The following is a 23,067-nucleotide window of genomic DNA, read 5'->3' on the forward strand; positions in this document are numbered from 1 at the left end:
CGCGATGAAATTCACGATTTCCTGGCTCAAAGAGCACCTCGACACCGACGCCTCCGTTGCCGAGATCGCCGAAACCCTCACCCGCATCGGTCTTGAGGTCGAGGCGATCGAGGATCGCGCCGCCGCGCTCTCGGCCTTCACCATCGCCTATGTCATCGAGGCGAAGCAGCATCCGAACGCGGATCGCCTGCGCGTTTGCATGGTCGACACCGGCACCGGCGAACCGGTGCAGGTGGTGTGCGGCGCGCCGAATGCCCGCACCGGCATGAAGGGCGTGTTCTCGCCGCCGGGCAGCTACATCCCCGGCAAGAAGGTCACGCTCGGCAAGGGCGTGATCCGCGGCATCGAATCGAACGGCATGCTGGTCTCGGAAGCGGAACTAGAGCTCTCCGAGGATCATGACGGCATCATCGAGCTGCCGGCCGACGCGCCGGTCGGCCAGCCCTATGCGGCCTATGCCGGGCTCGACGACGCCGTGATCGAGATCGCCGTGACGCCGAACCGCGCCGATGCGCTGGGCGTCGCCGGTATCGCGCGCGACCTGGCAGCCGCCGGCCTCGGCAAGCTCAAGACGCAAGCCATCCAGCCGGTGGGCGGCTCTTTCCCGTGCCCGGTCAAGGTCACGCTCGATTTCGCCGACGAGGACCGCAAGCTCTGCCCGGCCTTCGCCCTGCGTCTCGTGCGCGGCGTGAAGAACGGCCCGTCGCCGGATTGGCTGCAGGCGCGGCTGCGGGCCGTCGGTCTGCGTCCGATCAATGCGCTGGTCGACATCACCAATTTCATGACGCTCGACCGCAACCGGCCGCTCCACGTCTTCGACGCAGCCAAGGTTACGGGCAATCTCACCGTGCGCCGCGCCAAGGCGGGTGAGACGATCCTCGCTCTCGACGGCAAGACCTACACACTCACCGACGAGCAGGTCGTGATCGCCGACGAGCATGGCGTCGAGTCGCTTGCGGGCATCATGGGCGGCGAGGCCTCGGGCAGCAGCGAGGGCACCACCGACGTGCTGATCGAGAGCGCGCTCTGGGACCCGCTCAACGTCGCCCGCTCCGGTCGCGCGCTCGGCATCAACTCGGATGCGCGCTACCGTTTCGAGCGCGGCGTCGATCCCGATTTCGCGCGACCCGGCCTCGATCTCGCGACCGCGATGGTGATCGAGCTCTGCGGCGGCGAAGCCTCCGAGATGGAATTCGTCGGCGAACTGCCCGCCAGCACGGCCGCCATCGAATTCCCCTGGTCCGAGGTCAAGCGCCTGACCGGGCTCGATCTGCCCCAAGTCGAGATGGAGCTGGCGCTAACCTCGCTCGGCTTCCACGTCTCGGGCGCGGGTGACCGCGTCAAGGTCGCTCCGCCGTCCTGGCGCGGCGATGTCGGAGGCAAGGCCGATCTCGTCGAGGAGATCGTCCGGATCGCCGGTCTCGACCGCGTCGCCTCGACGCCGCTGCCGCGTATCAAGGGCGAGGTCGTCAAGCCGGTGCTGACCGTGCTGCAGAAGCGCACGCGCATCGCCAAGCGTACGCTTGCGGCGCGCGGTCTCGTCGAGGCCGTGACGTGGTCCTTCATCTCGCATGACGAGGCCAAGCTCTTCGGTGGCGGCTCGCCCAAGCTCGCCCTCGCCAATCCGATCGCCGCGGATCTCTCCGATATGCGCCCCTCTCTGCTGCCGGGCCTGATCCGGGCGGCGCAGGCCAACGCCGATCGCGGCTTCCCCGATGTCGCCCTGTTCGAGGTCGGGCAGGTCTTCAAGAGCGATGAGCCGGAAGGCCAGCTCATCGCGGCGACCGGGCTGCGTCGCGGCACCGCCCGCCTCGACGGCGTCGGCCGCCATTGGGATGGCGGCGCCAAACCCGTCGACGTCTTCGACGTCAAGGCCGATGTCCTCGGCCTGCTCTCCGGTCTTGGCATCGCGACCGGCGGTTTGCAGATTGTTGCGGGCGGCCCGGCCTGGGCTCATCCCGGTCGCTCGGCCACGCTGCAATTCGGCCCGAAGGGCATCGTCGGTGCCTTCGGCGAGGTCCATCCCCGCATCCTCAAGGCGCTCGACGTCAAGGGGCCGCTTGTCGCCTTCGAGATCCATCTCGATGCGCTGCCGCTGCCCAAGTACAAGCCGACCAAAGTCAAGCCGAAGCTCGCTCTTTCCGACTTCCAGCCGGTGACGCGCGACTTCGCCTTCATTGTCGACAAGGCGGTGGCGGCCGGCGACATGGCCAGGACGGCGCAGGGCGCCGACCGCGCGCTGATCGCCAATGTCGGCGTCTTCGATCTCTATGAGGGGCCGGGTGTCGAAGCCGGCAAGAAGTCGGTCGCGCTCGCGGTGACGTTGCAGCCGACCGAAAAGACCCTGACCGAGGCGGAGATCGAGGCGGTCGGCGCCAAGATCGTTGCGGAGATGGCCAAGCGCTATAGCGCGACGCTCAGGGGCTGATAGTCCGGCGCGCACGTCATGCTCGGGCTTGACCCGAGCATCTCCTGCCAGAGATTCTGGGGTTTGCGCTTCGCTCCGCCCGAGAATGACGCATGCGCCACCATTGATCAGGATTATGTAATAATCCGCCAAAGCAATCCGTGAGCTTTCAGGGTATCGGCTGGCGCATTCTTGCATCGCCACGGTCCTATGAGCCTCACCGAACGTCCCGTTGCGGACAATCTGTTTCCCGGTTTTCGCCTGCTCGACGTCGAGACGTCGGGCGCGCGCATCCGTGTGCGCACCGGCGGGGAGGGGCCGCCGCTTCTGCTGCTGCACGGCTATCCGCAGACTCACGCGCTCTGGCACAAGGTGGCGGAGCGGCTGAGAGGGAGCTTCACACTCGTCTGCGCCGATTTGCGCGGCTATGGCGACAGCGAGAAGCCGAAGACCGACACCGAGCACACCCCTTATTCCAAGCGCGCCATGGCGCGGGACATGGCGGAGGTGATGACGGCTCTCGGCCATCACAGCTTCTTCGTCGGGGCCCATGATCGCGGGGCGCGGGTCACGCATCGCCTCGCGCTCGACCATGCCGAGCGCGTCATCCGCCTCGCGACGCTCGACATCGCGCCGACGCGCGAGATGTACGCACATACGACGGACGCCTTCGCCCGCGCCTATTGGCACTGGTTCTTCCTGATCCAGCCGGCCCCCTTCCCGGAGCGGATGATCGGCGCCGATCCGGAGGCTTACTGGCGCAAGAAATGCGGCTCGGGCTCGGCCGGGATGACGCCCTTCGCGCCGGAGGCGCTTGCCCACTACCTGCGCTGCTTCGCCGACCCGGCGACGATCCACGGCTCCTGCGAGGATTACCGCGCCGCCGCGACTGTCGACATCCGCCATGACGACGAGGACGAGGGCCGCAAACTGACGCAGCCGCTGCTCGCGCTCTGGGGCGCCAACGGCATTATCGGCAAGTGCTTCGACCCTCTGGCCTTGTGGCGCGAGCGTGCGCAGGATGTGCGCGGCCGCGCCCTCCCGGGCGGGCACTACCTCGCGGAAGAGGTCCCCGACCTCGTTGCCGCGGAATTCAAGGCCTTTTTCGGAGCAGCATCATGAGCGGGACCAATCGCGTCTATCGCATCGCCGTCATCCCCGGCGACGGCATCGGCAAGGAAGTCATGCCCGAGGGCCTGCGCGTGCTGGAGGCCGCTTCCAAGAAGTTCGGCTTCGAGCTGCGGCTCGACGAGTTCGATTTCTCCTCCTGCGATTACTACGCCAAGCACGGCAAGATGTTGCCGGACGACTGGAAGGAGAAGATCGGCGGTCACGACGCCATCTATTTCGGCGCGGTCGGCATGCCCCAGCAGGTGCCGGACCACATCTCACTTTGGGGTTCGCTGCTGCTGTTCCGGCGCGAGTTCGACCAATACGTCAACCTGCGCCCCGTGCGCCTGATGCCGGGCGTTCCCGGGCCGCTGGTGGGCCGCAAGCCCGGCGACATCGACTTCTTCGTCGTGCGCGAGAATACCGAAGGCGAATACTCCTCGGTCGGCGGCCGCATGTATGCCGGCACCGAGCGCGAGATCGTCATCCAGGAGACGGTGATGAGCCGCGTCGGCGTCGACCGCGTGCTGAAATACGCCTTCGAGCTGGCGCAGCGCCGGCCGCGCAGGAAGCTGACCTCGGCCACCAAGTCGAACGGCATCTCGATCACCATGCCCTATTGGGACGAGCGGGTGAAGGAAATGGCCAAGAGCTATCCGGATGTCGCGGTCGATCAGTATCATATCGACATCCTGACCGCGCATTTCGTGCTGAACCCGGACCGCTTCGACGTGGTCGTCGCTTCCAATCTCTTCGGCGACATCCTCTCCGATCTCGGGCCGGCCTGCACGGGCACGATCGGCATCGCGCCTTCCGGCAACATCAACCCGACGGGCGATCATCCCTCGCTGTTCGAGCCGGTCCACGGCTCGGCGCCGGATATCGCGGGCCAGGGCATCGCCAACCCGGTCGGCATGATCTGGTCGGGCGCGATGATGCTCGACCATCTCGGCGAGCGCGAGGCGGCGCAGGCGATCGAGGCCGCGATCGAGCGGGCGCTGGGCGATGCCCGCACCCGCACGCGTGATCTCGGCGGATCGCTTGGAACGGAGGCCGCCGGCCGGGCGGTCGAACAGGCTCTCTGATCGGCGACGAACAGGGACGTCAGGTTGCAACAAGACGAGCCCCGGCCGCTTCGACCGGGGTCATGTGGCTGAGAACGGATTTGAGCTCATGGATATTTCGTCGATTTCCATCGTCGACCCCCGGATGTGGGGTAAGCTTGCCGAAATCATCGCCCTCAACATCGTGCTCTCGGGCGACAATGCGGTCGTGATCGCACTCGCCTGCCGCGCACTGGCGCCGGCGCAGCGGACCAAGGGGATCGCGCTCGGCGCGGGCGTCGCGGTCGTGCTGCGCGTCGTCTTCACGGTACTGATCGCCTCGCTGCTGAACGCGCCCTTCCTGCGCATCATCGGCGCGGGGCTGCTGATCTGGATCGCGGTGAAGCTTATCGTCGAGGACGAGGGGCAGGACGAGAACTCCGTCGCCGCCAGCAGCAAGCTCTGGAAGGCGGTGCAGACCGTCGCCATCGCCGACATCGTCATGAGCCTCGACAACGTGCTGGCCATCGCCGCCGTCGCCAAGGATTCGATCCCGCTGCTCGTCGCCGGGCTGATCATCTCGATCCCGCTGATCGTGCTCGGCGCATCGCTCATCACCAATCTCCTGAGCCGCTTTCCGATCCTCGTCTGGGCCGGCGCTGCGCTGCTGGGCTGGGTCGCGGGCGAGATGTTCGAGAGCGATCCTTGGCTGGTCGAGCGGTTCGGCGCGGAGTTGCTGCACAAGCTCGAATATCCGGCCGCGATCCTGGGCGCTTTGCTCGTGGTCGGTCTCGGCTACTTCATCAAATCGCGCCGGCCCGATCCGGCTCACTGACGAAAAGAGGCACTCTGACCGATGGATTTTTCCTCCTCCACCTTCTGGATATCGCTGCTGCAGATCATCTGGATCGATTTGCTGCTCTCCGGCGACAATGCGGTCGTGATCGCGCTCGCCTGCCGTTCGCTGCCGGAGAACCGCAAGAAGGTCGGTATCTGGCTCGGCGCCGGTGCGGCCGTCGGCCTGCGCATCATCTTCGCGCTGGTGGTGACCTATCTGCTCGGCGTGCCCTATCTGAAGGTGATCGGCGGCGTCCTGCTGTTCTGGATTGCGATCAAGCTGGCGGTCGGCGAGGAGGAATCGCACGGTAAAATCGAGGCGAGCGAGAGCCTTTGGAAAGCCGTCCGCACCATCGCCATCGCAGACGCCGTGATGAGCCTCGACAACGTCATCGCCATTGCGGCGGCGTCGCGCGGACATGCCGAGCTGTTCATCTTCGGCCTGCTGCTCTCGATCCCGCTGATCATCATGGGCGCGCAGCTCCTGACCTCGATCATCGAGCGTTTCCCGATCCTGATCTGGCTCGGTGCCGCGCTGCTCGGCTGGATCGCTGGCGAGATGATCCTTGGCGATATTGCGGTGCTGCAGTGGCTGCAGGTGAACTGGCCGGATTGGGTGAAGCCGGTTTCGACCGATGTCAGCCCCATCGGCATCGGCCCGGCAAACCTGCCGCACTATGCGGCTGCCGTCATCGGCGCGCTCTTCGTCTGCGTCGTCGCCTATGTGCTGAAGCGCAAGCCGGTCGATCAGCCGGGCTGAGCTTCAGCCTCCGTCGAGGACAATTGCTGCGGCGGCCAGGATTTCCTGGCCGCCGTTTTTCATGGTGCGCAGGTGCCCGCGCGCTTGTGTCGGGTGCGACGGGTCGTCCACGCGAAAGGCTGTTTCCGACAGGAGCGATACCGCAAAGCTCTCCGGCGCTCGCCGGAAGCCGACGCCGAGTGCTTTCACATAGGCTTCCTTCGCCGCCCAGATCTGCGCGAAGGCGAGTGGGCGCAGGGCGAGGGGCATCGCTGCGAGGCGCTTGCGCTCGTCGGCATGCAGCACATCGAGCGGCGGAGCGGTCGGCGCTTCGATGCGCTCGACATCGACGCCGACCGGCTGACGCGCCAGCGCGATAGCAACAATGCCCGCCCGCGTCGCGACAGAAAGCTCGATCCCCGATGCCGCGGGCAGGCCGAGCAGCGGTCGCCCGGCCGGGTCATGCGCTATGGCGACATCCTCTTCCGTGCAGCCGAGCTGTCGGGCCAGCAAACGCCGCGCCGTTCCACGTCTCAGCTCGGAGCGCTCCGCCAGGTTACGCGGGCTTGCCCCCGTTGGGATCAGCCAGACGGCCGGGAGGGCAGGGGCCGCGCTGTCGGCGGAATCGAGCCAGAGCATCATTCGACTCTACCGGCACCGCCGCATGCTGTCGCGTTCTGCGCGCCATTCATGCGCCCGTCCCGGTGATGCGCGTTGACGAGCGCTGGGTGTTTCCCCTTTTGGAGGGCGATGCCGCCAGATCAGAACATGGAACCGACTGCCCAGAGGGCCCCGATCACGGGCACCGGCATGGTGCTGGGCATACGCAAGGTGTCCGTGCTGATGCCGGGCATCGTCGTCTTTGCGGTCGCCTTCGGAGCGGCCGCGGCGGCGAAGGGACTTTCCATGCTCGAGACGCTGTCGATGAGCGCCTTCGTCTATGCCGGCGTCGCGCAGTTGGTGTCGCTGGAGCTCTGGCGCCCCGAATGGAGCTGGGGCGCCATCGTCGGCGTTGCCGTAGTCACGGCGACGGTCAATGCGCGCATGGTGCTGCAGGGCGCGTCCCTCCAGCCCTGGTTCGCGAAGTACCCCAAGGCGCTCAACGCCTTCCACCTGTTCTTCTTCACCGATGCCAACTGGCTGATAGGCACACGCTACCAGGCCGAGGGCGGGCGCGATCTCGGCGTGCTCGTCGGGGCTGGACTTGCGCTCTGGCTGGTCTGGGTCGTGGCGACGGGCGGAGGCTACATGCTCGGCGCGCTGGTGAGCGATCCGCGCCGTTACGGCATCGACCTCGTCATGCCGATCTTCTTCGCCGCGATGATCGTGCCGCTCTGGCGTGGCCGGCGCGGCATGGTGCCTTGGGTCGTCGCCGGCCTCGTCGCGCTGGTCACGGCCAAGCTCGTCGACGGCTATGCCTTCATCATCGTCGGCTCGCTCGCCGGCGCCGTCACGGGAGCGTTCCGCGATGACGCTGCCTGATCCCGGAACCTGGGGCGCCGTCCTCGCCATCGGCGCGATGGCGATCGCGACCTATCTCTGCCGCATCGCCGGCGTCGTCCTGATGAGCTTCATCCCGCTGACGCCGCATGTCCGGCGCGGGCTCGCAGCGCTGCCCGGCTCGATCGTTGTCGCGACCGTGCTGCCGCTGATCGAGCGCCTCGGGGCGGCCGCGGCCGTTGCCTTGCTGGTCGCGATCGGCACCATGATCCTGCGGCGCAGCGAGTTGCTGGCGCTGCTGACCGGCATGGCCGCGATCTCCGCCCTGCGCGCGTTCGGCTTCTGATCCATCACCCGCGCCGATTGCTTCCATCACATCACGTCATCCCGATATGCACCGGCGCATGTTGACGACGAAGGGCGGGGGGAGGACGGTGCGTCACAGTAAAATCAGCTAAAATGGAGCGCCGTCATGGCATGGTATTCTCAGACGTGGACCTGGTTCGATGGCGCCTGGCATGAGGGCAACCCCGGCCTCGTCGGTCCGCGCAGCCATGTGCTGTGGCAGAGCTCCTCGGTCTTCGACGGCGGCCGCTATTTCGACGGCGTCGCGCCCGATATCGATCTGCACGCCGCCCGCGTGAACCGCTCGGCGCTGGCGCTCGGCCTGAACCCCACGGTCACCCCGGACTTCATCGTCGAGAAGATGTATGAAGGCGCCAAGAAATTCGCCCCCGGCACCGCGCTTTACGTCAAGCCGATGTACTGGGCCGAGGCCGACGGCCCGTCCACCATCATGCCCGATCCGGAATCGACCCAGTTCGCGCTCTGCCTGTTCGAGGCGGCGATGCCGCAGCCGACCGCCGGCTTCTCGGTGACCAAGGGCATCTATCGCCGCCCGAGCTACGAGACCGCGCCGACCGATTCCAAGGCGGGCTGCCTCTATCCGAACAACGCCCGCGTGCTGAAGGCCGCGAAGGCCGCCGGCTTCGACAATGCGCTGGTGCTCGACATGCTCGGCCATGTCGCGGAGACCGCGACCTCGAACATCTTCCTCGCCAAGGACGGCGTGGTGAAGACCCCGGTGCCGAACGGCACCTTCCTGAACGGCATCACCCGCCAGCGCGTCATCAAGCTGATGCGCGAGAGCGGCGTGCCGGTCGAGGAGTGCAGCCTGCGCTACGAGGATTTCGAGCAGGCCGACGAGATCTTCATGTCGGGCAACTATTCGAAGTGCATGCCGGTGACGCGCATCGACAACCGCACGCTCCAGCCCGGCCCGCTCTTCCGCCGCGCCCGCGAGCTCTACATGGACTTCGCGCACAGCAAGGCCAAGGCCGCCTGAGAAGGCGGTTCGCCCCGTGACGGCGCGCCTCGCCACGCGGCTCACCGAGCGGCTGGGCATCGTCCACCCCATCCTGTCGGCGCCGATGGCGCTGGCAGGCGGCGGGGCGCTGGCAGCCGCGGTGAGCAACGCCGGAGGCCTCGGCCTCATCGGCGGCGGCTATGGCGAGGGCGCCTGGATCGAGCAGCAATTCGCCGCTGCCGGCAATATGCAGGTCGGCTGCGGCTTCATCACCTGGTCGATGGCGCGGAAGCCGGAGCTGCTGACGCAGGCGCTGGCTCACAGGCCCGCCGCACTGATGCTCTCCTTCGGCGACCCACGCCCCTTCGCCGCCGGGATCGCCGCGGCCGGTGTGCCGCTGATCTGCCAGTGCCAGACGCTCGATCATGTTCGGCAAGGGCTGGAGGCCGGTGCCGCGATCGTCGTCGCGCAGGGTTCCGAGGCCGGCGGGCATGGCGCCAGCCGCGCGACGCTGCCCTTCGTGCCGGAAGCGGCCGATCTCATCGCACGCGAAAGCCCTGACACGCTTCTGCTTGCAGCGGGCGGGATCGCGGACGGCCGCGGCCTCGCCGCCGCGCTGATGCTCGGCGCCGATGGCGTGCTGGTCGGCACGCGCTTCTGGGCGAGCCGGGAGGCGCTGGTCCACGAACGCCACCATGCGGCCGCGGTGGCGGCGACTGGAGACGAGACCGTGCGCTCCTCGCTACCCGACATCGTCCGCCAGCTCGATTGGCCGAAGCCCTTCGACATCCGCGTTTCCAACAACGCCTTCATTGCCAAATGGGCTGGGCGTGATGCCGAGCTGATGGGCGCTATCGAGACGGAGGCACCCACCTATCGGGAGGCCGTGACGGCGGGCGATCCCGACAAGGCTGCCGTCATATTCGGCGAGGCAGCCGGTCTGATCTCCGATATTCCAAGCGCCGCGGAGATCGTCGAGCGGATGGCGGCGGAAGCTGCGGCCCTGCTCGGGCGCGCGGGCCGATACCTCGCCTGAGCGTCAGCGCAACAGCTTCAGCAGGCCCGTCGCCTTCAGGCCGCCGATGGCGAGCAACGCGTAGAGCACCGCGGCGGCGGTCGAGATCAGCAGGACTGCCATCAGCAGCGGCTCGAAGGGAAGGGACGCCGTGAGCTTGATCACGAGCGGCGCGCCCCACCATGCCAGGAGGCCGCAAAGGGCCGCAGCGCCGCAGACGATCGCCGCGAACCCGGGCAGGCGTCGGTCGGGCACCGTCCAGTCGCGCCGCCGCGCCAGCACGAACAGCGCCAGCAGATTGACCCAGGCGCCGGCCGCTGTCGCGAGCGCCAGGCCCGGAGCGCCCCAGTCGCGCCAGAGCAGGAGCTTGAGCGCGAGGTTGCAGGCGATGGCGGCGAGCGCCACCAGCATCGGGGTCGTCGTGTCGCCGCGGGCCTGGAAGGCGGAGACCTGCGTGCGGATCATTACGATCGCCGGCAGGCCGAGCGCATAGGCGAAGAGCACGGCTCCGGCGGCGGCGCTTGCCTGCGCGCCGAAGGCGCCGCGCTGGAACAGCCCCGCGACCATCAGTTCCGGCACCGCGACGAAGGCGGCGACGAAGGGGGCGCTGGCGACGAGCGAGATCGCGATGGCGCGGTTCTGCGCCCGGTTGGCGGCAGCCTCGTCGCCGCGCGCGATCGCGCGGCTCATCGCTGAGAGCGCGACGGTGCCGACCGCGATGGCGATCAGCCCGAGCGGCAGCTGGTAGAGCCGCTCGGCATAGTAGAGCGCCGCATAGCCGCCGCGCGGCAGGAGCGAGGCGATGATCGTATCGGCGAAGATCGCGATCTGCTGCCCGGCCGAGCCGATCACGGCCGGGCCGAAGGTCTTGAGGAAGCGCCGGACGCCGGGATCCATATGCGGCCGCACGATCGTGCTGGAGACCTTGGCCCGCTTGGCCGCGATATAGAGCAGGGCCCATTGAGCCACGCCCGAGACCGCGACGCCCCAGGCCGCGGCATAGGCGGCGCTCGGGAACAGGAAGGGCACGGCCAGCGCCGCCATGATGAAGAGGTTGAACAGGATCGGCGCGGCGGCAAAGGCGGCGAAGCGGTCGACTGCGTTCAGTGTCGCGCCCAGAAACGTGACCATGGTCACGAACAGCAGATAGGGGAAGGTGATCCGCGTCAGCGCGACGGCGAGGTCGAAGACGGCGGGGTCGTTGACGAAGCCCGGCGCCAGCAGCGCCACCAGCCAGGGCATCAGCGGCAACGCCAGCACCAGCAGCACGATCTGGATCACGAGGAGGACGGTGAAAAGTCGGTCTGCGAAGAGATTCGCCGCCTCCTGGCCCTGGCGCTCGGCGACATGGGCATAGGTCGGCACATAGGCCTGGTTGAAGGCGCCTTCGCCGAAGATGGCGCGGAAATGGTTGGGCAGGCGCAGCGCCACCGAGAAAGCGTCCATCATCGCGCCGGCACCGAGCACAGCCGCCAGCATGACGTCGCGGGCGAAGCCGGTGAAGCGCGAGATCAGCGTGTAGCCGCCGACCGACAGGATGTTTCTGAGCATCTGCAACCTCGTCATGCTCGGCTTGACCCGAGCATCTCGGGACAGTGAGGCGCCTGAGCCTCTTCCTGAACGAGATTCGCGGGTCAAGCCCGAGAATGACGCCCTGTCATGTTCATCAACGGATCAGCGGCGGCAGGGCGTCGCCGCGCGGATGGTCGACGGTGCGCGCATCGAAGCCGACGCGCTCGCCGATCAGATAGAGCGGGCGGCGCTTCACCTCTGCGAAGATGCGCCCGACATATTCGCCGATCATGCCGAGCGACAGCAGCTGGATGCCGGAGAAGAACATGATCGAGACGATCAGCGACGGGAAGCCTGGCAGGTCGGTGCCGAACAGCAGCGTGCGCAGCAGGAAGTAGACCGCGCTGAACGCGGCGATCACCGCGATGGCAGCTCCCGACCACGTCGCGATCTTGAGAGGGACCGTGGAGAAGGAGGAGAGCCCGTCGAAGGCGAAGGAGAACAGATTGCGATATTTGAACTTGGATTGGCCGTGCTCGCGCTCGGCGACATGGAAGGGCACGCCGATCGAACGGAAGCCGACCCAGGCATAGAGCCCCTTCGAGAAGCGCGCCCGCTCCGGCAATGCGCGCAGCGCATCGACCGCCTTGCGGTCGAGCAGCCGGAAATCGCCGGCGCCTTCCGGCAGGTCGGTTTCGCCGAAATAGGAGAAGATCCGATAGAAGGCCTTGGCGAAATTGCGCTTCAGCGGGGTTTCATCCTCGCGGTCGGTGCGCTGTCCGTAGATGTTGAGATAGCCCTCGTGCCATTTCTCGAGAAAGGTCGGGATGACTTCCGGCGGGTGCTGGAGATCGGCATCCATGATGACCACGGCATCGCCCATCGCGTGGTCGAGGCCGGCGGCGATCGCGATCTCCTTGCCGAAATTGCGGCTGAAGGAGACGGCGCTGATTCGCGGATCGGCGGCGTTCAGGTCTCGGATGACCGGCAGCGTGTCGTCCCGGCTGCCATCGTCGACGAAGACGATTTCCCAGGAGGACACCTTACCTTCGAGCACGCTGCGCAGCCGGCCGACCAGCAGCAGCAGGTTCTCGGCCTCGTTGTGCACGGGCACGACGATCGAAAGCTCCGGCCAACGGGCCGCCCGGGGCGCGCGCTGAACCGGCTGAGATGCGGAATCCGACACGAACAACCTTTCCACGCGCCTCCTCGCCGAGGTGACGCGCGACGCACAGAACCTTAAAGCTTGCCGGCCGACAAGCCCGCCGCGCTATACCGCGATCCGGCTGAACGAGGGACAACAAACGGCATGGCGAAAGGCTTCATCCTCTGCGCCGACGATTTCGCCATGACCGAAGGCGTCAGCCGCGCGATTCTGGATTTGCTGGCGCGCGGCAGGCTGACCGCCACCGGCGCCATGACCAATCGCCCGCACTGGCGCCGGCTGGCGCCGAAGCTCGCCGCTTTCGCCGGTACGGCCGATCTCGGCCTGCATCTGAACCTGACCTGCGCCGCCCCGATCGCCACCATGCCGCGCCTTGCACCCGGCGGCGCCTTGCCGGGGTTGAAGGACGTCGCGCGTGCCGCTGCGGTCTCGGGTGTGGTCAGAGCCGAGATCGCCAGCGAGATCGCGCGACAGCTCGACGCTTTCGAGGATGCGATGGGCCGCCCGCCGGACTTCGTCGATGGTCACCAGCATGTTCACGTCTTGCCAGGCGTCCGGCGGGCGCTGCTCGATTTGCTGGCCCGGCGCTATCCCGCAGGTTCGCTCTATGTACGCGATCCGGCCGATCGGATCGCGGCAATTCGTGCGCGCGGCGTGGCGGTCGGCAAGGCGCTCGTAATCGCCGGGCTTGCGGCGGGTTTCCGCAGCGCGGTGCTCAGGCGAGAGTTGCGCGTCAACTCCGGCTTCGCGGGCGTGGCACCCTTCGATCCGCATCGCGATTTCAGCGCTGACCTCGCCCGCTTTCTGATCAAGCCCGGCAAGGTGCATCTCGTCATGTGCCATCCCGGTTTCGTCGATGCCGAACTGGCGGGGCTCGACCCGGTCACCGCGACGCGGCCCATCGAGCATGCCGCCTTGGCCGCCTTCGAACCGCCGCCGGACATGCCGTTGCGACGCTTCCACGAACTGGCGGGCTGACTGGCGTTCCGGGCCGACGCGCAAGCGATTTGTTTACCCGCATCGGCCAATGTTGCCGGAGGATTGGCTTGGCGTGCTGCCGCAAAATGCGCGCGCCGGATTGCGAGGATGTTCGGGGCGATGACGTGGTTCAGACGCGCCTCGGTTGCGGGCGAGTTGGCGCAGCCGATCGGGCGGGACCTGGGTTCGCTCAGCCGAAAGATCGCCGCTGCCGCCGTTGCGATCGTCGCGGTGACGGTTGTCCTCGTCGTCATGGCGATCGCGCGTTATAACGATGCACGCACCCGCGCCGATCTCGATCAGAAGGTCACGGCGCTGACCCTCATGGTGGTCAATGCGGCACCGTCGCTCATCCTGTCGCGCGACACGAACACCCTCGGCTACATCCTGAACTCGTTGCGCCGCGACCCCGATTTCGACGCCGGCGTGGTCGGGGATGATCTGTCCGCCCTGGCATCGGCGGGGCGCACCGAGGAGGCGCGTCTCGCGCTGACACCTCGCTGGTTGACCGCCGCCGTCGGCCAGGAGCCCTGGAAGGCCTTGGAAGGCCGCGACGAGATCGCAATCGAAGACGACGTCTTCGTGACCAAAATCCATGCCGTGCGCGTTGGCGGCCAGCAGAAGCTGATCGGCTATGTCGCCTTGCGCTTCGACAAGACCCGGCTCGTGGCACGCGCCGCCTGGGAGCAACTCGTCACCATTGGGCTCGGCCTTCTCATTCTGGTCGTGCTCGGGCCTCTGCTATGGATCTCGCTGTCGCGGACGATGCGCCCCCTGCGCAGCATGACGAAATCCATCGTCAGCATTTCCGACGGCAAGCTGGACACACCCATCGATGCGCTGGAACGGCGCGACGAGATCGGCGCGATCGCCCGTGCGCTCGGCGTGCTCAAGGTTCGTCTCGCCGAGCGTGCGACGCTGCAGGAGAAGCAGAGCGCGTCTGAGGATGAGCAGCGCGCGCGCCAGCAGGGCGTCGACATGGCCATCACCTCGTTCCGGAGCGAGGTCGGGCTCGCACTCGAAGCGTTCAAGAACAATGCGGAGCGGATGCGCGAGGCATCCGACGGTCTTGCACGGGTCGCGGCAGAATCGTCGCAGCGCGCTGCGCGCGCTGCCGACAACGCCCATGGTGCTTCCGGGAACGTCGAGAACGCTGCCCAGGCAGCCGAAGAGATGGGTGCGGCTATCCGGGAAGTTGAATTCCAGGTGCGGCGTGTCCGCACCGAGATCGTCGAGGCGGCTTCGGCCTCGCGCGATACGGCGGGTTCCGTGCGTGAACTTGACGAGACGGCGCGTGCGATCGGCGAGGTCGTCAACCTGATCCGTGACATCGCCTCGCAGACCAATCTGCTGGCGCTCAATGCCACCATCGAAGCTGCGCGCGCCGGTGAGGCAGGGCGGGGATTTGCCGTCGTCGCCTCCGAGGTGAAGTCGCTTGCGGCGCAGACCGCGGACGCGACCGACCGCATCGTTGCCCAGGTCGCCGCCATCCAGGGCGCCACCGGCCAGGTCGTCGGTGCGATCCAGAACATCGCCGAGCGCATGAATGCGATCGAGAAGTTCGCAAACTCGGTCGCCACCTCGATCGAGCAGCAGGCGATCGCTACCGGCGAGATCGCCAGCGGCGTTGCGATGGCGAGTTCGTCTTCGCTCTCGGTTTCCAGCGATCTCAGCGTGTTGGCCGATAGTGTCGAGGAAACCGGGCGCTCGGCCGAACAGGTGCGCGGCGCCGCCAGCGAGGTTTCGTCTCAGGCCCAGCGTCTCGATTCGACGGTCGACCAGTTCCTGCGCAGCGTCGCATCCTGAACGGCTGCAGGACCCGCTATAAAAAACGGGGCCGCGAGGCCCCGTCTGCATTTGGGCTTGCCGACAGACTCAGGCCTTGGCGGCGTCGTAGAGCTCCGCGACATACTCCCAGTTCACCAGGCTTTCGAGGAAGGCCTTGAGATAGTCCGGGCGGCGGTTACGATAGTCGATGTAGTAGGAGTGCTCCCAGACGTCGACGCCGAGGATCGGCGTGGCGCCGTGGACGAGCGGGCTCTCGCCGTTCGGGGTCTTGCTGACGGCGAGCTTGCCGCCCTTGACCTCGAGCCAGGCCCAGCCCGAGCCGAACTGGCCGATACCGGCCGCGACGAAGTCTTCCTTGAACTTGTCGACCGAACCGAAGGAATCCACGATCGCCTTCTCGAGCGCGCCCGGCACCTTGCCGCCGCCATTCGGCTTCATCCACTTCCAGAAATGGAGGTGGTTGTAGTGCTGGCCGGCGTTGTTGAAGACGGCCGGGTTCTTGCCGTAGGAGCCCTTGACGATCTCTTCGAGCGACTTGCCCTCGAATTCCGTGCCCTTGATCGCGTTGTTGCCGTTGGTCACGTAAGCGAGATGGTGCTTGTCGTGATGATACTCGAGCGTCTCCTTCGACATGAAGGGCTGGAGAGCATCATGAGCGTAGGGCAGATCAGGAAGAGTAAAAGACATGAGGCCTCTCCTTGGGCTATGAAAATCGCTTGAATGAGAATGGCTTGCCGTCGACGGACGGGGGCAGGGAGGCCCTGCCATTCCACGCGATAGTTAAGCCTCCCGGTGCCGGCCGACAACCGCTTCCACGGCGAAATGCGCATGTCTTCTCGACAGGCGGCCACAATCGCGCCAATTTCCTGCGCCTAAGCGGTCCGGATTGGAAACTCTCCCTTATTCAATACGTTAGATAGTCGCACGGCTTTGCGTCACTTCAGCGCCGGCGCGGCTCATGCCAAGGATGCGAAATTGATCGCGATATTTACCGTTCTGGGCTTCGTTCTCTTCGGCGGCGGCGTCTACGCCATCTATGACGGCTGGCCCTATCTGGTCCTCGAACGCGGCTTCACCCAGGTCATCATCGGTACGATCGCAAGCGGCACCGGGCTTATCCTCCTGTCGCTCGCCTGGGTGCTGCGCGAGGTTGTCGCGCTCAAGCGGTCGCTGGCGGAAGGCGCGCAGATGCGCGTGGATGTGCACCCGGCGCAGGCTGCCGCCGAGCCCGTCCGCGCGCCTTGGGAGGCTGCGCGCGAGGAGCGCATCGCGAAGCAGTCGGCGTTCGTGCCCGCGGCGGTTGGAGCAGCGGCCGGCGCCGTCGCTGTCGGTGCGGTGGCCGAAGCGCTCGTGGCGCCGGCACCGGAAACGGCGGCGCCTGCTGCCGATCGCGCGTCGCCCCCGGATCGGGACCTGTTCGGAGCACTCGTGGCAAAGCGTCTCGAAGAGACGGAGCCGCCGCATGGCAGCGAAGGGGACGCTGCGTCCCCGGAGCCTGCGGAGCCGCTCCCCGACATGTTCGAGGAAATCTCGTCCGGGCATGCCGAAGAGCCGAAGGACGCTCCGATTGCGATCGAGACGGAGAGCCCTGAGCCGGCTGAAATCGTCGCCGCGAAGATCCAGCCGATGGGCGAGGATGAGGCGCTGGCGCATGCGGTCGAGCCGGCTCACATTGATGCCGGGCCTTCGCCGGAGCACGAGACGACGCCCCCGGCTGGGCAGGACGAGGGCAAGCCTGCCGAACGCGATGCCGATCTCGACGAGTTCAGCGCGTTGCGCGAGAGCCTGGCCGGCCACCTGAACGAACCCGCCCAGCCCGGTCTCCGGGTCGAGCCGAGGCTCGAACCTGAGACCGATCCCTTCGCTGAGGCGGAAGCCTGGATGGACAAGGCCTCGCCCCGCAAGGAGCCATGGTTCGAGACCCCCGCACCGGCGGAGGAAGCCACTGCCGAGGCCGCTTCGCCGCCATGGCCGCCGCGGACGGAGGCGCCGGAGTTTGCTTCTGCTCCCGCGCCGGCAGGGGTGGAGCCCGATCCCGAACCTCACGCCGAAACCGCTCTGGAAGATGCCGCCCCGGGCGAAGGCGCACAGACGACGGCCGCCACGCACGCTGAGGCCGTCGAGGACGAGGCGGAAGACGATCAGGCTGCCGCGCCGGAGCGAGCCGCTTCCGATGAAGGCGTCGTCGGCGCCTATCAGGTCGGCGACGCCCATTTCACCATCTATGCCGACGGCTCGATCCGGGCGCGCACCCCCGACGGCGAATATAGCTTCGCCTCGATGGACGAGCTCAAAGTCTATCTCGCCAGCGAGAAGAGCCGGTTGGGCATGTGATCAGGCATCACCGGCGCCCGGCCAGCCTTCGCCAACCGTCTGGATTGCGAAGGCATAGGCCAGCGCCGTCTCTTTCAGGGAGTCGAAGCGGCCGGCGGCGCCGCCATGGCCGGCTTCCATGTTGGTGTGAAGCATGATCGGCCCGCCGCCTGTCATCGTGGCCCGCAGTCTCGCCACCCATTTCGCGGGTTCCCAATAGGTCACGCGAGGATCGGTCAATCCGCCCATGGCGAGGATCGGCGGGTAATTCTGCGCCGTCACGTTGTCGTAGGGCGAATAGCTGCGGATCGTCTCGAAGGCCTGCACGTCGCGGATCGGGTCGCCCCATTCCGGCCATTCCGGCGGCGTCAGCGGCAGGGTGTCGTCCAGGATCGTGTTGAGCACGTCGACGAAGGGCACCTCCGCCACGATACCGGCGAAGAGCTCCGGCGCCATGTTGGCGATCGCGCCCATCAGCATGCCCCCGGCGCTTCCGCCCTCGGCCACGATGCGGCCGCGGCTGGTGAAGCCCGCTTCGGCCAGAGCCTCCGCCGCAGCAATGAAGTCGGTGAAAGTATTGCGCTTGTTCTCGCGCTTGCCGTCGAGATACCAGCGCCAACCCTTGTCTGTGCCACCGCGAACATGGGCGATCGCATAGAGGAAGCCGCGATCGACCAGGCTGAGCGGCCGTGTCCGGAACGAAGCCGACATCGCCGAGCCATAGGATCCATAGCCGTAGAGGAGGCATGGCGCGGAGCCGTCGAGTGGCGTGTCGACGCGGTGCAGGATCGAGATCGGCACGCGCTCGCCGTCCTTCGCCGTCGCGAAGATGCGGCGCACCTTGTAGGTGGCGGGGTCATGGCCGGACGGAATTTCCTGCCGCTTCAGCAAGGTCCGCTCGCCGGTGGCGAGGTTGTAGTCATAGGTTTCGGCCGGCCGGGCCATCGACGCGTAGATGAACCGCAGCGTATCCGTGTCGAACTCGTAGCCGGGGTCCATGCCCAGGCCATAAGCCTCCTCGTCGAAGGCGATGCTGCTCTCCACTCCGTTGGCGAGATCGCGGATGACGATGCGGGGCAGCCCGTCTTCGCGTTCCAGCCGGATCAGGCGCCCCTTCAGGCAGACATGGCTCAGCATCAGCCGCCCCGGCCTGTGCGGCACGAGATCGTGCCAGTTCTCCGGCGCGGGCCCGGAGAGGGGCGCGCTGACGATCTTGAAGTCCTCGGCGTCGTCGGCATTGGTCAGGATCAGGAAGTCGTTGCCATGATGCTCCAGCGCGTATTGCCGCCCGACGAGACGCGGCGCGATCAGGGCAGGCTTGGCGTCGTCCTTGTCGAGATCGACCACGCGCGTCTCGGACGTCTCGTGATCGCTGATGGTAATCAGCAGGAAACGGCTGGACTGCGTCCGGTCGATATCGACGAACATGCCGGCATCCGCTTCGTCATGCAGCAGTTCGTCCGCGCTGCCGGGCGTGCCCAGGCGATGGCGCAGCACGCGCGACGGACGATGATCGGCATCGAGCGCGACATAGAAGAACGAGCGCGAGTCATTCGCCCATACGATGTCACCGGTTGTATCCTCGACCTGATCGGGCAGATCCGCACCGCTCTCCAGGTTACGGATGCGGATCGTATGTAATTCCGAGCCGGCTTCATCGGCGCTCCAGGCAAGCAGCTTGTGGTCTGGGCTGTGCGCGGTATCGCCAAGGTCGAAGAAGTCCTTCCCTTCGGACAATGCATCTGCGTCGAGCATGATCTGTTCGCGCGTCGCCTTCCGCTGATCTGACGGACCTCGCGCACGCCGGCAGATCAGCGGATGCTCTGCGCCTTTGCGGTAGCGTGAATAGTAGAGGAACGGACCATCCGGCTGCGGTACGCTGGAGTCGTCCTCCTTGATCCGCCCGCGCATTTCCTTGACGAGATCGCGCTGCAGCGCGCGCGTCGGCGCCATCAGCTTCTTGCAATAGGCGTTTTCTGCTTCGAGATATTCCCGAATGTCGGCTGGCAATGCATCGGGGCTGCGCAGGACGTCTTTCCAATTCGCTGCCCGCAGCCAATCATAGTCGTCGCGCAGGGGCACGCCATGAACGACGGTCTCCTTGGGCCTGATCTCGGCCCTTGGCGCCTTCGGCCGGCCGCCGCGGCGGGATGGCGGCGTGCCGCGAGCCTGACGATGCTGATCCGAGCGCATGGGAATTCTCCGATAGGGGCGGCGACAGGTAGAGAGCGGCGCAAGCCCTGGCAAGATGCCTGCGGAATCGTGTGTTTGATTTTGCGGTGCAATGAAATGAACTCGCGCAGGGGTTGAATTATAGAGCTTTCCAGAATTTCAATTGTTGGGAATTGTTCTCTTGCATGAATAGTCGGCATGGACTAAACGCTTATCTCGATCAGTCCGCGTTGTCCGATTCTGGGCGCGGTAGTGCTTGATCCGCTATCGCAAAGTTTGGTCAGAAAACAGGCAGAGCAAAACGGGCGATCCTCAGAAAAAACTGCTGCCAAGAACGATAAGGAGTGACATCGCCATGACCGAAAACGAGGGATCGGATTACATCGAGCTGACGGCGGATATCGTTTCCGCTTATGTTTCGAACAATTCCGTGCCTGCATCTGAACTACCTGCTCTGATCAGCGAAGTTCATTCTGCGTTGAATCGCGTCATCGGCGGGGCCGCCCCGGTTGTTCAGGTCGAGGCGCCGAAGCCCGCCATTCCGGTGAAGAAGTCCATCACGGCCGACTACCTGATCTGCCTTGAGGATGGAAAGAAGTTCAAATCGCTGAAGCGACATCTGCGGACGCAGTACAACATGTCGCCGGAGCAGTATCGCGAGAAGTGGGGCCTCCCGCCGGACTACCCGATGGTTGCGCCGAACTATGCCGAGGCGCGCTCGCAGCTCGCGAAGAAGATGGGCCTCGGTCAGCAGCGCCGGAAGCGCCGCTGAGCCGACATCCGGCCAGTCTGCTGGCCAGACGATCTGGCAAAGAGGAAGCCGCCGGGCACCCGGCGGCTTTTTTCATACCTGTCAGCCCGTGGCAGGAGCCGGGGATAGCGTGCCGCCAAGGCTTGTCAGTCTGGATTTAAGAATATAATCCTATTTCGGACGGCGACTCCCTAGCGGTGAGCGTCGTCTGAAATTGGGAACATATCATGAACATTCATGCTGAGAGTGAGGCTTCCCTGCGCGCCACGGCAGGGGCGCGGTTGGCTGAGGCCGCGGTTGCCGGGCTGGCACGCGTTCCTCTCGCCGCTCTGCGCGGCGCCACGCGTGGCCGCCAGCAGGTGGCGTTGGCGCGGCAGGTGGCGATGTATCTTGCCCATGTCACCTTTGGCCTCAGCCTGACGCGTGTGGGCGCCTGCTTTGGCCGCGATCGGACGACGGTGCGGCATGCTTGCGCTCTGGTCGAGGACCGCCGCGACGATCTGCGCCTCGAATGCGGGCTCAACGCGCTCGAAGCCGCGCTCCTGGCTGTGATGCACAGGCTGGAATGCCGGGCAAGGGAGGCGCGCCGATGACCGCTGGACAGGATCGCAACGAGCGGCAGCGGCTGCTCCGGCACCTCGCGCAGCCCGGATGCTATGCGATTGCGTCTCCGTTGGGATGCGGACGCATTGCGCTTTATCGTGAGGCGAGAGGTGCCAGCCTTGGCGCGGGCTACGCCTCGGCGGAAGTCGCCACCGCGCTGATTGCCGATGGTCTCGTCGGCTGGAGCGGCGCGGGCAAATCTGCAAGGCTCGCCCTCTGTGGGGAGGCGCAGGCTCGCCTGCCGGCTGAGGATACGGGCCCCCAGGCCGCAGATCCGAGCCGGCCCCTGCTGGATGAGCGCGAGAGTCCGTTGCTCTGGCTATATCGCCGTTCGGGGAAGGACGGGAAGCCGCAAGTGACTGACGAGGAATTCGCGGCCGGCGAACGTTTTCGCGCCGACATTACGCTGGCCCAGATGCTGCCGCGTACGACGATGAACTGGGACGCCGCCTTGACGCCGGAACAGCGGAGCCCGGGGCCCCGCGACGCGGCAGGCGCGTCCGATACTTCGCTCGCGGCCCGTCAGCGGGTCAGGCTGGCCTGCGACAAGCTGGGGCCGGAGCTGTCTGGTTTGGTCATCGACATCTGTGGCTTTCTCAAGGGGCTCGATCTGGTCGAGAGGGAGCGACGCTGGCCGGCGCGTTCGGCCAAGGTCGTGCTCCGCATCGCGTTGGCGACGCTGGCGACGCATTACGGGCTGGCTCGCCCTGCGCGGCCGGCCGGCCTCAGAAGCTGGCAGGCTGCGGACTCTCGTCCAGCTCTCTTTCCGGCAGCGGCCGAATGACGCCGCTCAGCCTGCCGCGGCAGCGCCGGCGTCGCGCTTGATCCGGTCGATCATCGCGCGCACGCCGTTCGAGCGCTGCGGCGTGAGATGGGCGGCAAGGCCCAGCCGCTCGTAGATGGCGAAGGCATCGGTTGCGAGAACCTCGGACGCAGGCCGCCCCGAGAAGATCGCCAGCGCCAGCGCGACCAGCCCGCGCACGATATGGGCGTCGCTGTCGCCGCGGAAATGCAGCAGGGTCTGCGGACCTGGACCGCCCTCACGCCGCGCTTCAAGCCAGACCTGGCTAGCACAGCCCCGCACCTTGTTGGCATCGTTGTGTGCGGCTTCGGACAGCGGTTCAAGGCTCTTGCCCAGCTCGATCAGGTAACGATAGCGGTCGTCCCACTCGTCGAGCAGCTCGAAATTGGCGACGATATCGTCGAGGCTTGCTGTCATGTCCTGCCTGGCCGCGATTGTTCCCTTCAGATAGGGCGCGCGACCTCTTCCCGCGAGGGGAGTTCCGCGTCAAGCGCGTAAAGCCCGGCCTCTTTGTGCGTTGCTAGCGCGTCGCCGGCTTGGCGGTCGCGGTCGTCATTGCGGTATTCAGGATGCGCTCGCGCAGCGCCGGATCGAGGCCGGCGAGAATCTCCGCCGCTTCGCGCGCGGCCGTGAGGCTACCGGCAGCGTTGCGCGCGCTCGCCTGGGCGCTTTCGACGGCGTGACGGACGGTCTGCGGCAGCGTCGTCTCGGCGGGCTTGTTGCCGTGAACCGGAGAGTTCACCGCGATCAGCCCGATGATCGCGACCTTGCGCAGGAAGTGAGCCATCTCGATCTCCATCGCTGATGCGCCTTCGGCACCGGACAAGCGAGATTAGGCAGAGATCCGGAAAAAACGCGTCATTCCGAACGCTCAAATGCGAGTCGAATGCCACAGCCGATCTTCAGGTTCCATTCACCCTGCTGCGAACATCGAATATCGACGCGGAAACGTCAGAATTTCAGTTAAGATCATGAAAAATCTGGGATAATTCTTCTTTTCCGCTTCCGATGGAGTATGTGGGAGCTTGCGCCTTAAGTCCCGCTTAAACCGCGCATGGCGAGATGCGTGACGCGGACGGGTGGTCC

The 23,067-nt window shown here is 66.3% G+C and carries 22 protein-coding genes; 15 read left to right on the forward strand and 7 right to left on the reverse strand.

Features of this window, described 5'->3' with window-relative positions:
- The first annotated feature begins 4 nt into the window (after positions 1-4).
- From pheT to AB4Z16_RS08895, 5 genes are all read left to right on the forward strand, one after another.
- The gene (gene pheT, locus AB4Z16_RS08875; RefSeq protein WP_441510969.1) at positions 5-2,428 is read left to right on the forward strand and encodes a phenylalanine--tRNA ligase subunit beta; all 2,424 of its coding nucleotides are present in this window, start codon (positions 5-7) and stop codon (positions 2,426-2,428) included.
- Positions 2,429-2,617: 189 nt separating this feature from the next.
- The gene (locus AB4Z16_RS08880) at positions 2,618-3,529 is read left to right on the forward strand and encodes an alpha/beta fold hydrolase (protein WP_441510970.1); all 912 of its coding nucleotides are present in this window, start codon (positions 2,618-2,620) and stop codon (positions 3,527-3,529) included.
- Positions 3,526-4,602 carry a tartrate dehydrogenase gene (locus AB4Z16_RS08885; RefSeq protein WP_441510971.1) on the forward strand — a complete coding sequence of 359 codons (1,077 nt, stop codon included), beginning with the start codon at positions 3,526-3,528 and terminating at the stop codon, positions 4,600-4,602. The genes AB4Z16_RS08880 and AB4Z16_RS08885 overlap by 4 nt, the downstream gene beginning before the upstream one ends.
- Positions 4,603-4,690: 88 nt before the next feature.
- Positions 4,691-5,395: a TerC family protein gene (locus AB4Z16_RS08890; protein ID WP_441510972.1), complete on the forward strand. Its 705-nt coding sequence runs from the start codon at positions 4,691-4,693 to the stop codon at positions 5,393-5,395.
- A 21-nt stretch (positions 5,396-5,416) separates the two neighbouring features.
- The gene (locus AB4Z16_RS08895; RefSeq protein ID WP_441510973.1) at positions 5,417-6,157 is read left to right on the forward strand and encodes a TerC family protein; all 741 of its coding nucleotides are present in this window, start codon (positions 5,417-5,419) and stop codon (positions 6,155-6,157) included.
- A 3-nt stretch (positions 6,158-6,160) separates the two neighbouring features.
- On the opposite strand, the gene AB4Z16_RS08900 is transcribed toward AB4Z16_RS08895, so the two are convergent.
- Positions 6,161-6,778, reverse strand: a complete 618-nt coding sequence (locus AB4Z16_RS08900) for a 4'-phosphopantetheinyl transferase family protein (RefSeq protein WP_441510974.1) — start codon at positions 6,776-6,778, stop codon at positions 6,161-6,163.
- 126 nt (positions 6,779-6,904) lie between these two features.
- Between AB4Z16_RS08900 and AB4Z16_RS08905 the strand changes: the two genes are divergently transcribed.
- The 4 genes from AB4Z16_RS08905 (at position 6,905) to AB4Z16_RS08920 (ending at position 9,918) form a co-directional block, all read left to right on the forward strand.
- A complete protein-coding gene (locus AB4Z16_RS08905; RefSeq protein ID WP_441510975.1) occupies positions 6,905-7,618 on the forward strand; it encodes an AzlC family ABC transporter permease in 714 nt (237 codons plus the stop codon).
- Positions 7,605-7,922 carry an AzlD family protein gene (locus AB4Z16_RS08910; RefSeq protein ID WP_441510976.1) on the forward strand — a complete coding sequence of 106 codons (318 nt, stop codon included), beginning with the start codon at positions 7,605-7,607 and terminating at the stop codon, positions 7,920-7,922. The genes AB4Z16_RS08905 and AB4Z16_RS08910 overlap by 14 nt, the downstream gene beginning before the upstream one ends.
- Before the next feature lie 126 nt (positions 7,923-8,048).
- A complete protein-coding gene (locus AB4Z16_RS08915) occupies positions 8,049-8,921 on the forward strand; it encodes a branched-chain amino acid aminotransferase (protein WP_441468778.1) in 873 nt (290 codons plus the stop codon).
- A gap of 16 nt (positions 8,922-8,937) precedes the next feature.
- On the forward strand, positions 8,938-9,918 hold the full coding sequence (locus tag AB4Z16_RS08920; RefSeq protein ID WP_441510977.1) for an NAD(P)H-dependent flavin oxidoreductase: 981 nt from the start codon (positions 8,938-8,940) through the stop codon (positions 9,916-9,918).
- Positions 9,919-9,921: 3 nt separating this feature from the next.
- Here AB4Z16_RS08920 and murJ read toward each other — a convergent pair whose 3' ends face one another.
- Positions 9,922-11,448: a murein biosynthesis integral membrane protein MurJ gene (murJ, locus tag AB4Z16_RS08925; RefSeq protein WP_441510978.1), complete on the reverse strand. Its 1,527-nt coding sequence runs from the start codon at positions 11,446-11,448 to the stop codon at positions 9,922-9,924.
- Between the two features lie 115 nt (positions 11,449-11,563).
- Positions 11,564-12,595: a glycosyltransferase family 2 protein gene (locus AB4Z16_RS08930; RefSeq protein ID WP_441510979.1), complete on the reverse strand. Its 1,032-nt coding sequence runs from the start codon at positions 12,593-12,595 to the stop codon at positions 11,564-11,566.
- A 123-nt stretch (positions 12,596-12,718) separates the two neighbouring features.
- Here AB4Z16_RS08930 and AB4Z16_RS08935 point away from each other — a divergent pair, with 123 nt between their 5' ends.
- Both AB4Z16_RS08935 and AB4Z16_RS08940 read left to right on the forward strand, forming a co-directional pair.
- On the forward strand, positions 12,719-13,552 hold the full coding sequence (locus AB4Z16_RS08935) for a ChbG/HpnK family deacetylase (protein ID WP_441510980.1): 834 nt from the start codon (positions 12,719-12,721) through the stop codon (positions 13,550-13,552).
- Between the two features lie 120 nt (positions 13,553-13,672).
- Positions 13,673-15,358: a methyl-accepting chemotaxis protein gene (locus AB4Z16_RS08940; RefSeq protein ID WP_441510981.1), complete on the forward strand. Its 1,686-nt coding sequence runs from the start codon at positions 13,673-13,675 to the stop codon at positions 15,356-15,358.
- A gap of 69 nt (positions 15,359-15,427) precedes the next feature.
- Here AB4Z16_RS08940 and AB4Z16_RS08945 read toward each other — a convergent pair whose 3' ends face one another.
- Entirely contained in the window at positions 15,428-16,027 is a 600-nt protein-coding gene (locus tag AB4Z16_RS08945) for a superoxide dismutase (protein ID WP_441510982.1), read from the reverse strand.
- A 288-nt stretch (positions 16,028-16,315) separates the two neighbouring features.
- On the opposite strand from AB4Z16_RS08945, the gene AB4Z16_RS08950 reads away from it, so the two are divergent.
- A complete protein-coding gene (locus tag AB4Z16_RS08950; protein WP_441510983.1) occupies positions 16,316-17,674 on the forward strand; it encodes a hypothetical protein in 1,359 nt (452 codons plus the stop codon).
- Here AB4Z16_RS08950 and AB4Z16_RS08955 read toward each other — a convergent pair whose 3' ends face one another.
- The gene (locus tag AB4Z16_RS08955; protein ID WP_441510984.1) at positions 17,675-19,846 is read right to left on the reverse strand and encodes a S9 family peptidase; all 2,172 of its coding nucleotides are present in this window, start codon (positions 19,844-19,846) and stop codon (positions 17,675-17,677) included.
- A 334-nt stretch (positions 19,847-20,180) separates the two neighbouring features.
- Between AB4Z16_RS08955 and AB4Z16_RS08960 the strand changes: the two genes are divergently transcribed.
- From AB4Z16_RS08960 to AB4Z16_RS08970, 3 genes are all read left to right on the forward strand, one after another.
- Positions 20,181-20,597, forward strand: coding sequence for a Ros/MucR family transcriptional regulator (locus AB4Z16_RS08960; protein WP_441511190.1), 417 nt, complete (start codon positions 20,181-20,183; stop codon positions 20,595-20,597).
- Between the two features lie 206 nt (positions 20,598-20,803).
- Positions 20,804-21,169 carry a helix-turn-helix domain-containing protein gene (locus tag AB4Z16_RS08965; protein ID WP_441510985.1) on the forward strand — a complete coding sequence of 122 codons (366 nt, stop codon included), beginning with the start codon at positions 20,804-20,806 and terminating at the stop codon, positions 21,167-21,169.
- Positions 21,166-21,963: a DUF6456 domain-containing protein gene (locus tag AB4Z16_RS08970; RefSeq protein WP_441510986.1), complete on the forward strand. Its 798-nt coding sequence runs from the start codon at positions 21,166-21,168 to the stop codon at positions 21,961-21,963. The genes AB4Z16_RS08965 and AB4Z16_RS08970 overlap by 4 nt, the downstream gene beginning before the upstream one ends.
- Positions 21,964-21,969: 6 nt before the next feature.
- Here the strand turns inward: AB4Z16_RS08970 and AB4Z16_RS08975 are convergent, their stop codons facing one another.
- Positions 21,970-22,398, reverse strand: a complete 429-nt coding sequence (locus AB4Z16_RS08975; RefSeq protein ID WP_441510987.1) for a SufE family protein — start codon at positions 22,396-22,398, stop codon at positions 21,970-21,972.
- Positions 22,399-22,501: 103 nt separating this feature from the next.
- Positions 22,502-22,768 (reverse strand): hypothetical protein, encoded by a 267-nt coding sequence (locus AB4Z16_RS08980; RefSeq protein ID WP_441510988.1) that lies wholly within the window; start codon positions 22,766-22,768, stop codon positions 22,502-22,504.
- Between the last annotated feature and the right edge of the window lie 299 nt (positions 22,769-23,067).

It is taken from the genome of Allobosea sp. TAF32 (genome assembly GCF_052113585.1).
GTDB lineage: Bacteria > Pseudomonadota > Alphaproteobacteria > Rhizobiales > Beijerinckiaceae > Allobosea.

Coding starts and splice junctions, on each gene's coding strand:
- pheT (WP_441510969.1), top strand. CDS start 5: ATGAAATTCACGATTTCCTGGCTCAAAGAGCACCTCGACACCGACGCC.
- AB4Z16_RS08880 (WP_441510970.1), top strand. CDS start 2,618: ATGAGCCTCACCGAACGTCCCGTTGCGGACAATCTGTTTCCCGGTTTT.
- AB4Z16_RS08885 (WP_441510971.1), top strand. CDS start 3,526: ATGAGCGGGACCAATCGCGTCTATCGCATCGCCGTCATCCCCGGCGAC.
- AB4Z16_RS08890 (WP_441510972.1), top strand. CDS start 4,691: ATGGATATTTCGTCGATTTCCATCGTCGACCCCCGGATGTGGGGTAAG.
- AB4Z16_RS08895 (WP_441510973.1), top strand. CDS start 5,417: ATGGATTTTTCCTCCTCCACCTTCTGGATATCGCTGCTGCAGATCATC.
- AB4Z16_RS08900 (WP_441510974.1), bottom strand. CDS start 6,778: ATGATGCTCTGGCTCGATTCCGCCGACAGCGCGGCCCCTGCCCTCCCG.
- AB4Z16_RS08905 (WP_441510975.1), top strand. CDS start 6,905: ATGGAACCGACTGCCCAGAGGGCCCCGATCACGGGCACCGGCATGGTG.
- AB4Z16_RS08910 (WP_441510976.1), top strand. CDS start 7,605: ATGACGCTGCCTGATCCCGGAACCTGGGGCGCCGTCCTCGCCATCGGC.
- AB4Z16_RS08915 (WP_441468778.1), top strand. CDS start 8,049: ATGGCATGGTATTCTCAGACGTGGACCTGGTTCGATGGCGCCTGGCAT.
- murJ (WP_441510978.1), bottom strand. CDS start 11,448: ATGCTCAGAAACATCCTGTCGGTCGGCGGCTACACGCTGATCTCGCGC.
- AB4Z16_RS08935 (WP_441510980.1), top strand. CDS start 12,719: ATGGCGAAAGGCTTCATCCTCTGCGCCGACGATTTCGCCATGACCGAA.
- AB4Z16_RS08940 (WP_441510981.1), top strand. CDS start 13,673: ATGACGTGGTTCAGACGCGCCTCGGTTGCGGGCGAGTTGGCGCAGCCG.
- AB4Z16_RS08945 (WP_441510982.1), bottom strand. CDS start 16,027: ATGTCTTTTACTCTTCCTGATCTGCCCTACGCTCATGATGCTCTCCAG.
- AB4Z16_RS08955 (WP_441510984.1), bottom strand. CDS start 19,846: ATGCGCTCGGATCAGCATCGTCAGGCTCGCGGCACGCCGCCATCCCGC.
- AB4Z16_RS08960 (WP_441511190.1), top strand. CDS start 20,181: ATGACCGAAAACGAGGGATCGGATTACATCGAGCTGACGGCGGATATC.
- AB4Z16_RS08965 (WP_441510985.1), top strand. CDS start 20,804: ATGAACATTCATGCTGAGAGTGAGGCTTCCCTGCGCGCCACGGCAGGG.
- AB4Z16_RS08970 (WP_441510986.1), top strand. CDS start 21,166: ATGACCGCTGGACAGGATCGCAACGAGCGGCAGCGGCTGCTCCGGCAC.
- AB4Z16_RS08975 (WP_441510987.1), bottom strand. CDS start 22,398: ATGACAGCAAGCCTCGACGATATCGTCGCCAATTTCGAGCTGCTCGAC.
- AB4Z16_RS08980 (WP_441510988.1), bottom strand. CDS start 22,768: ATGGCTCACTTCCTGCGCAAGGTCGCGATCATCGGGCTGATCGCGGTG.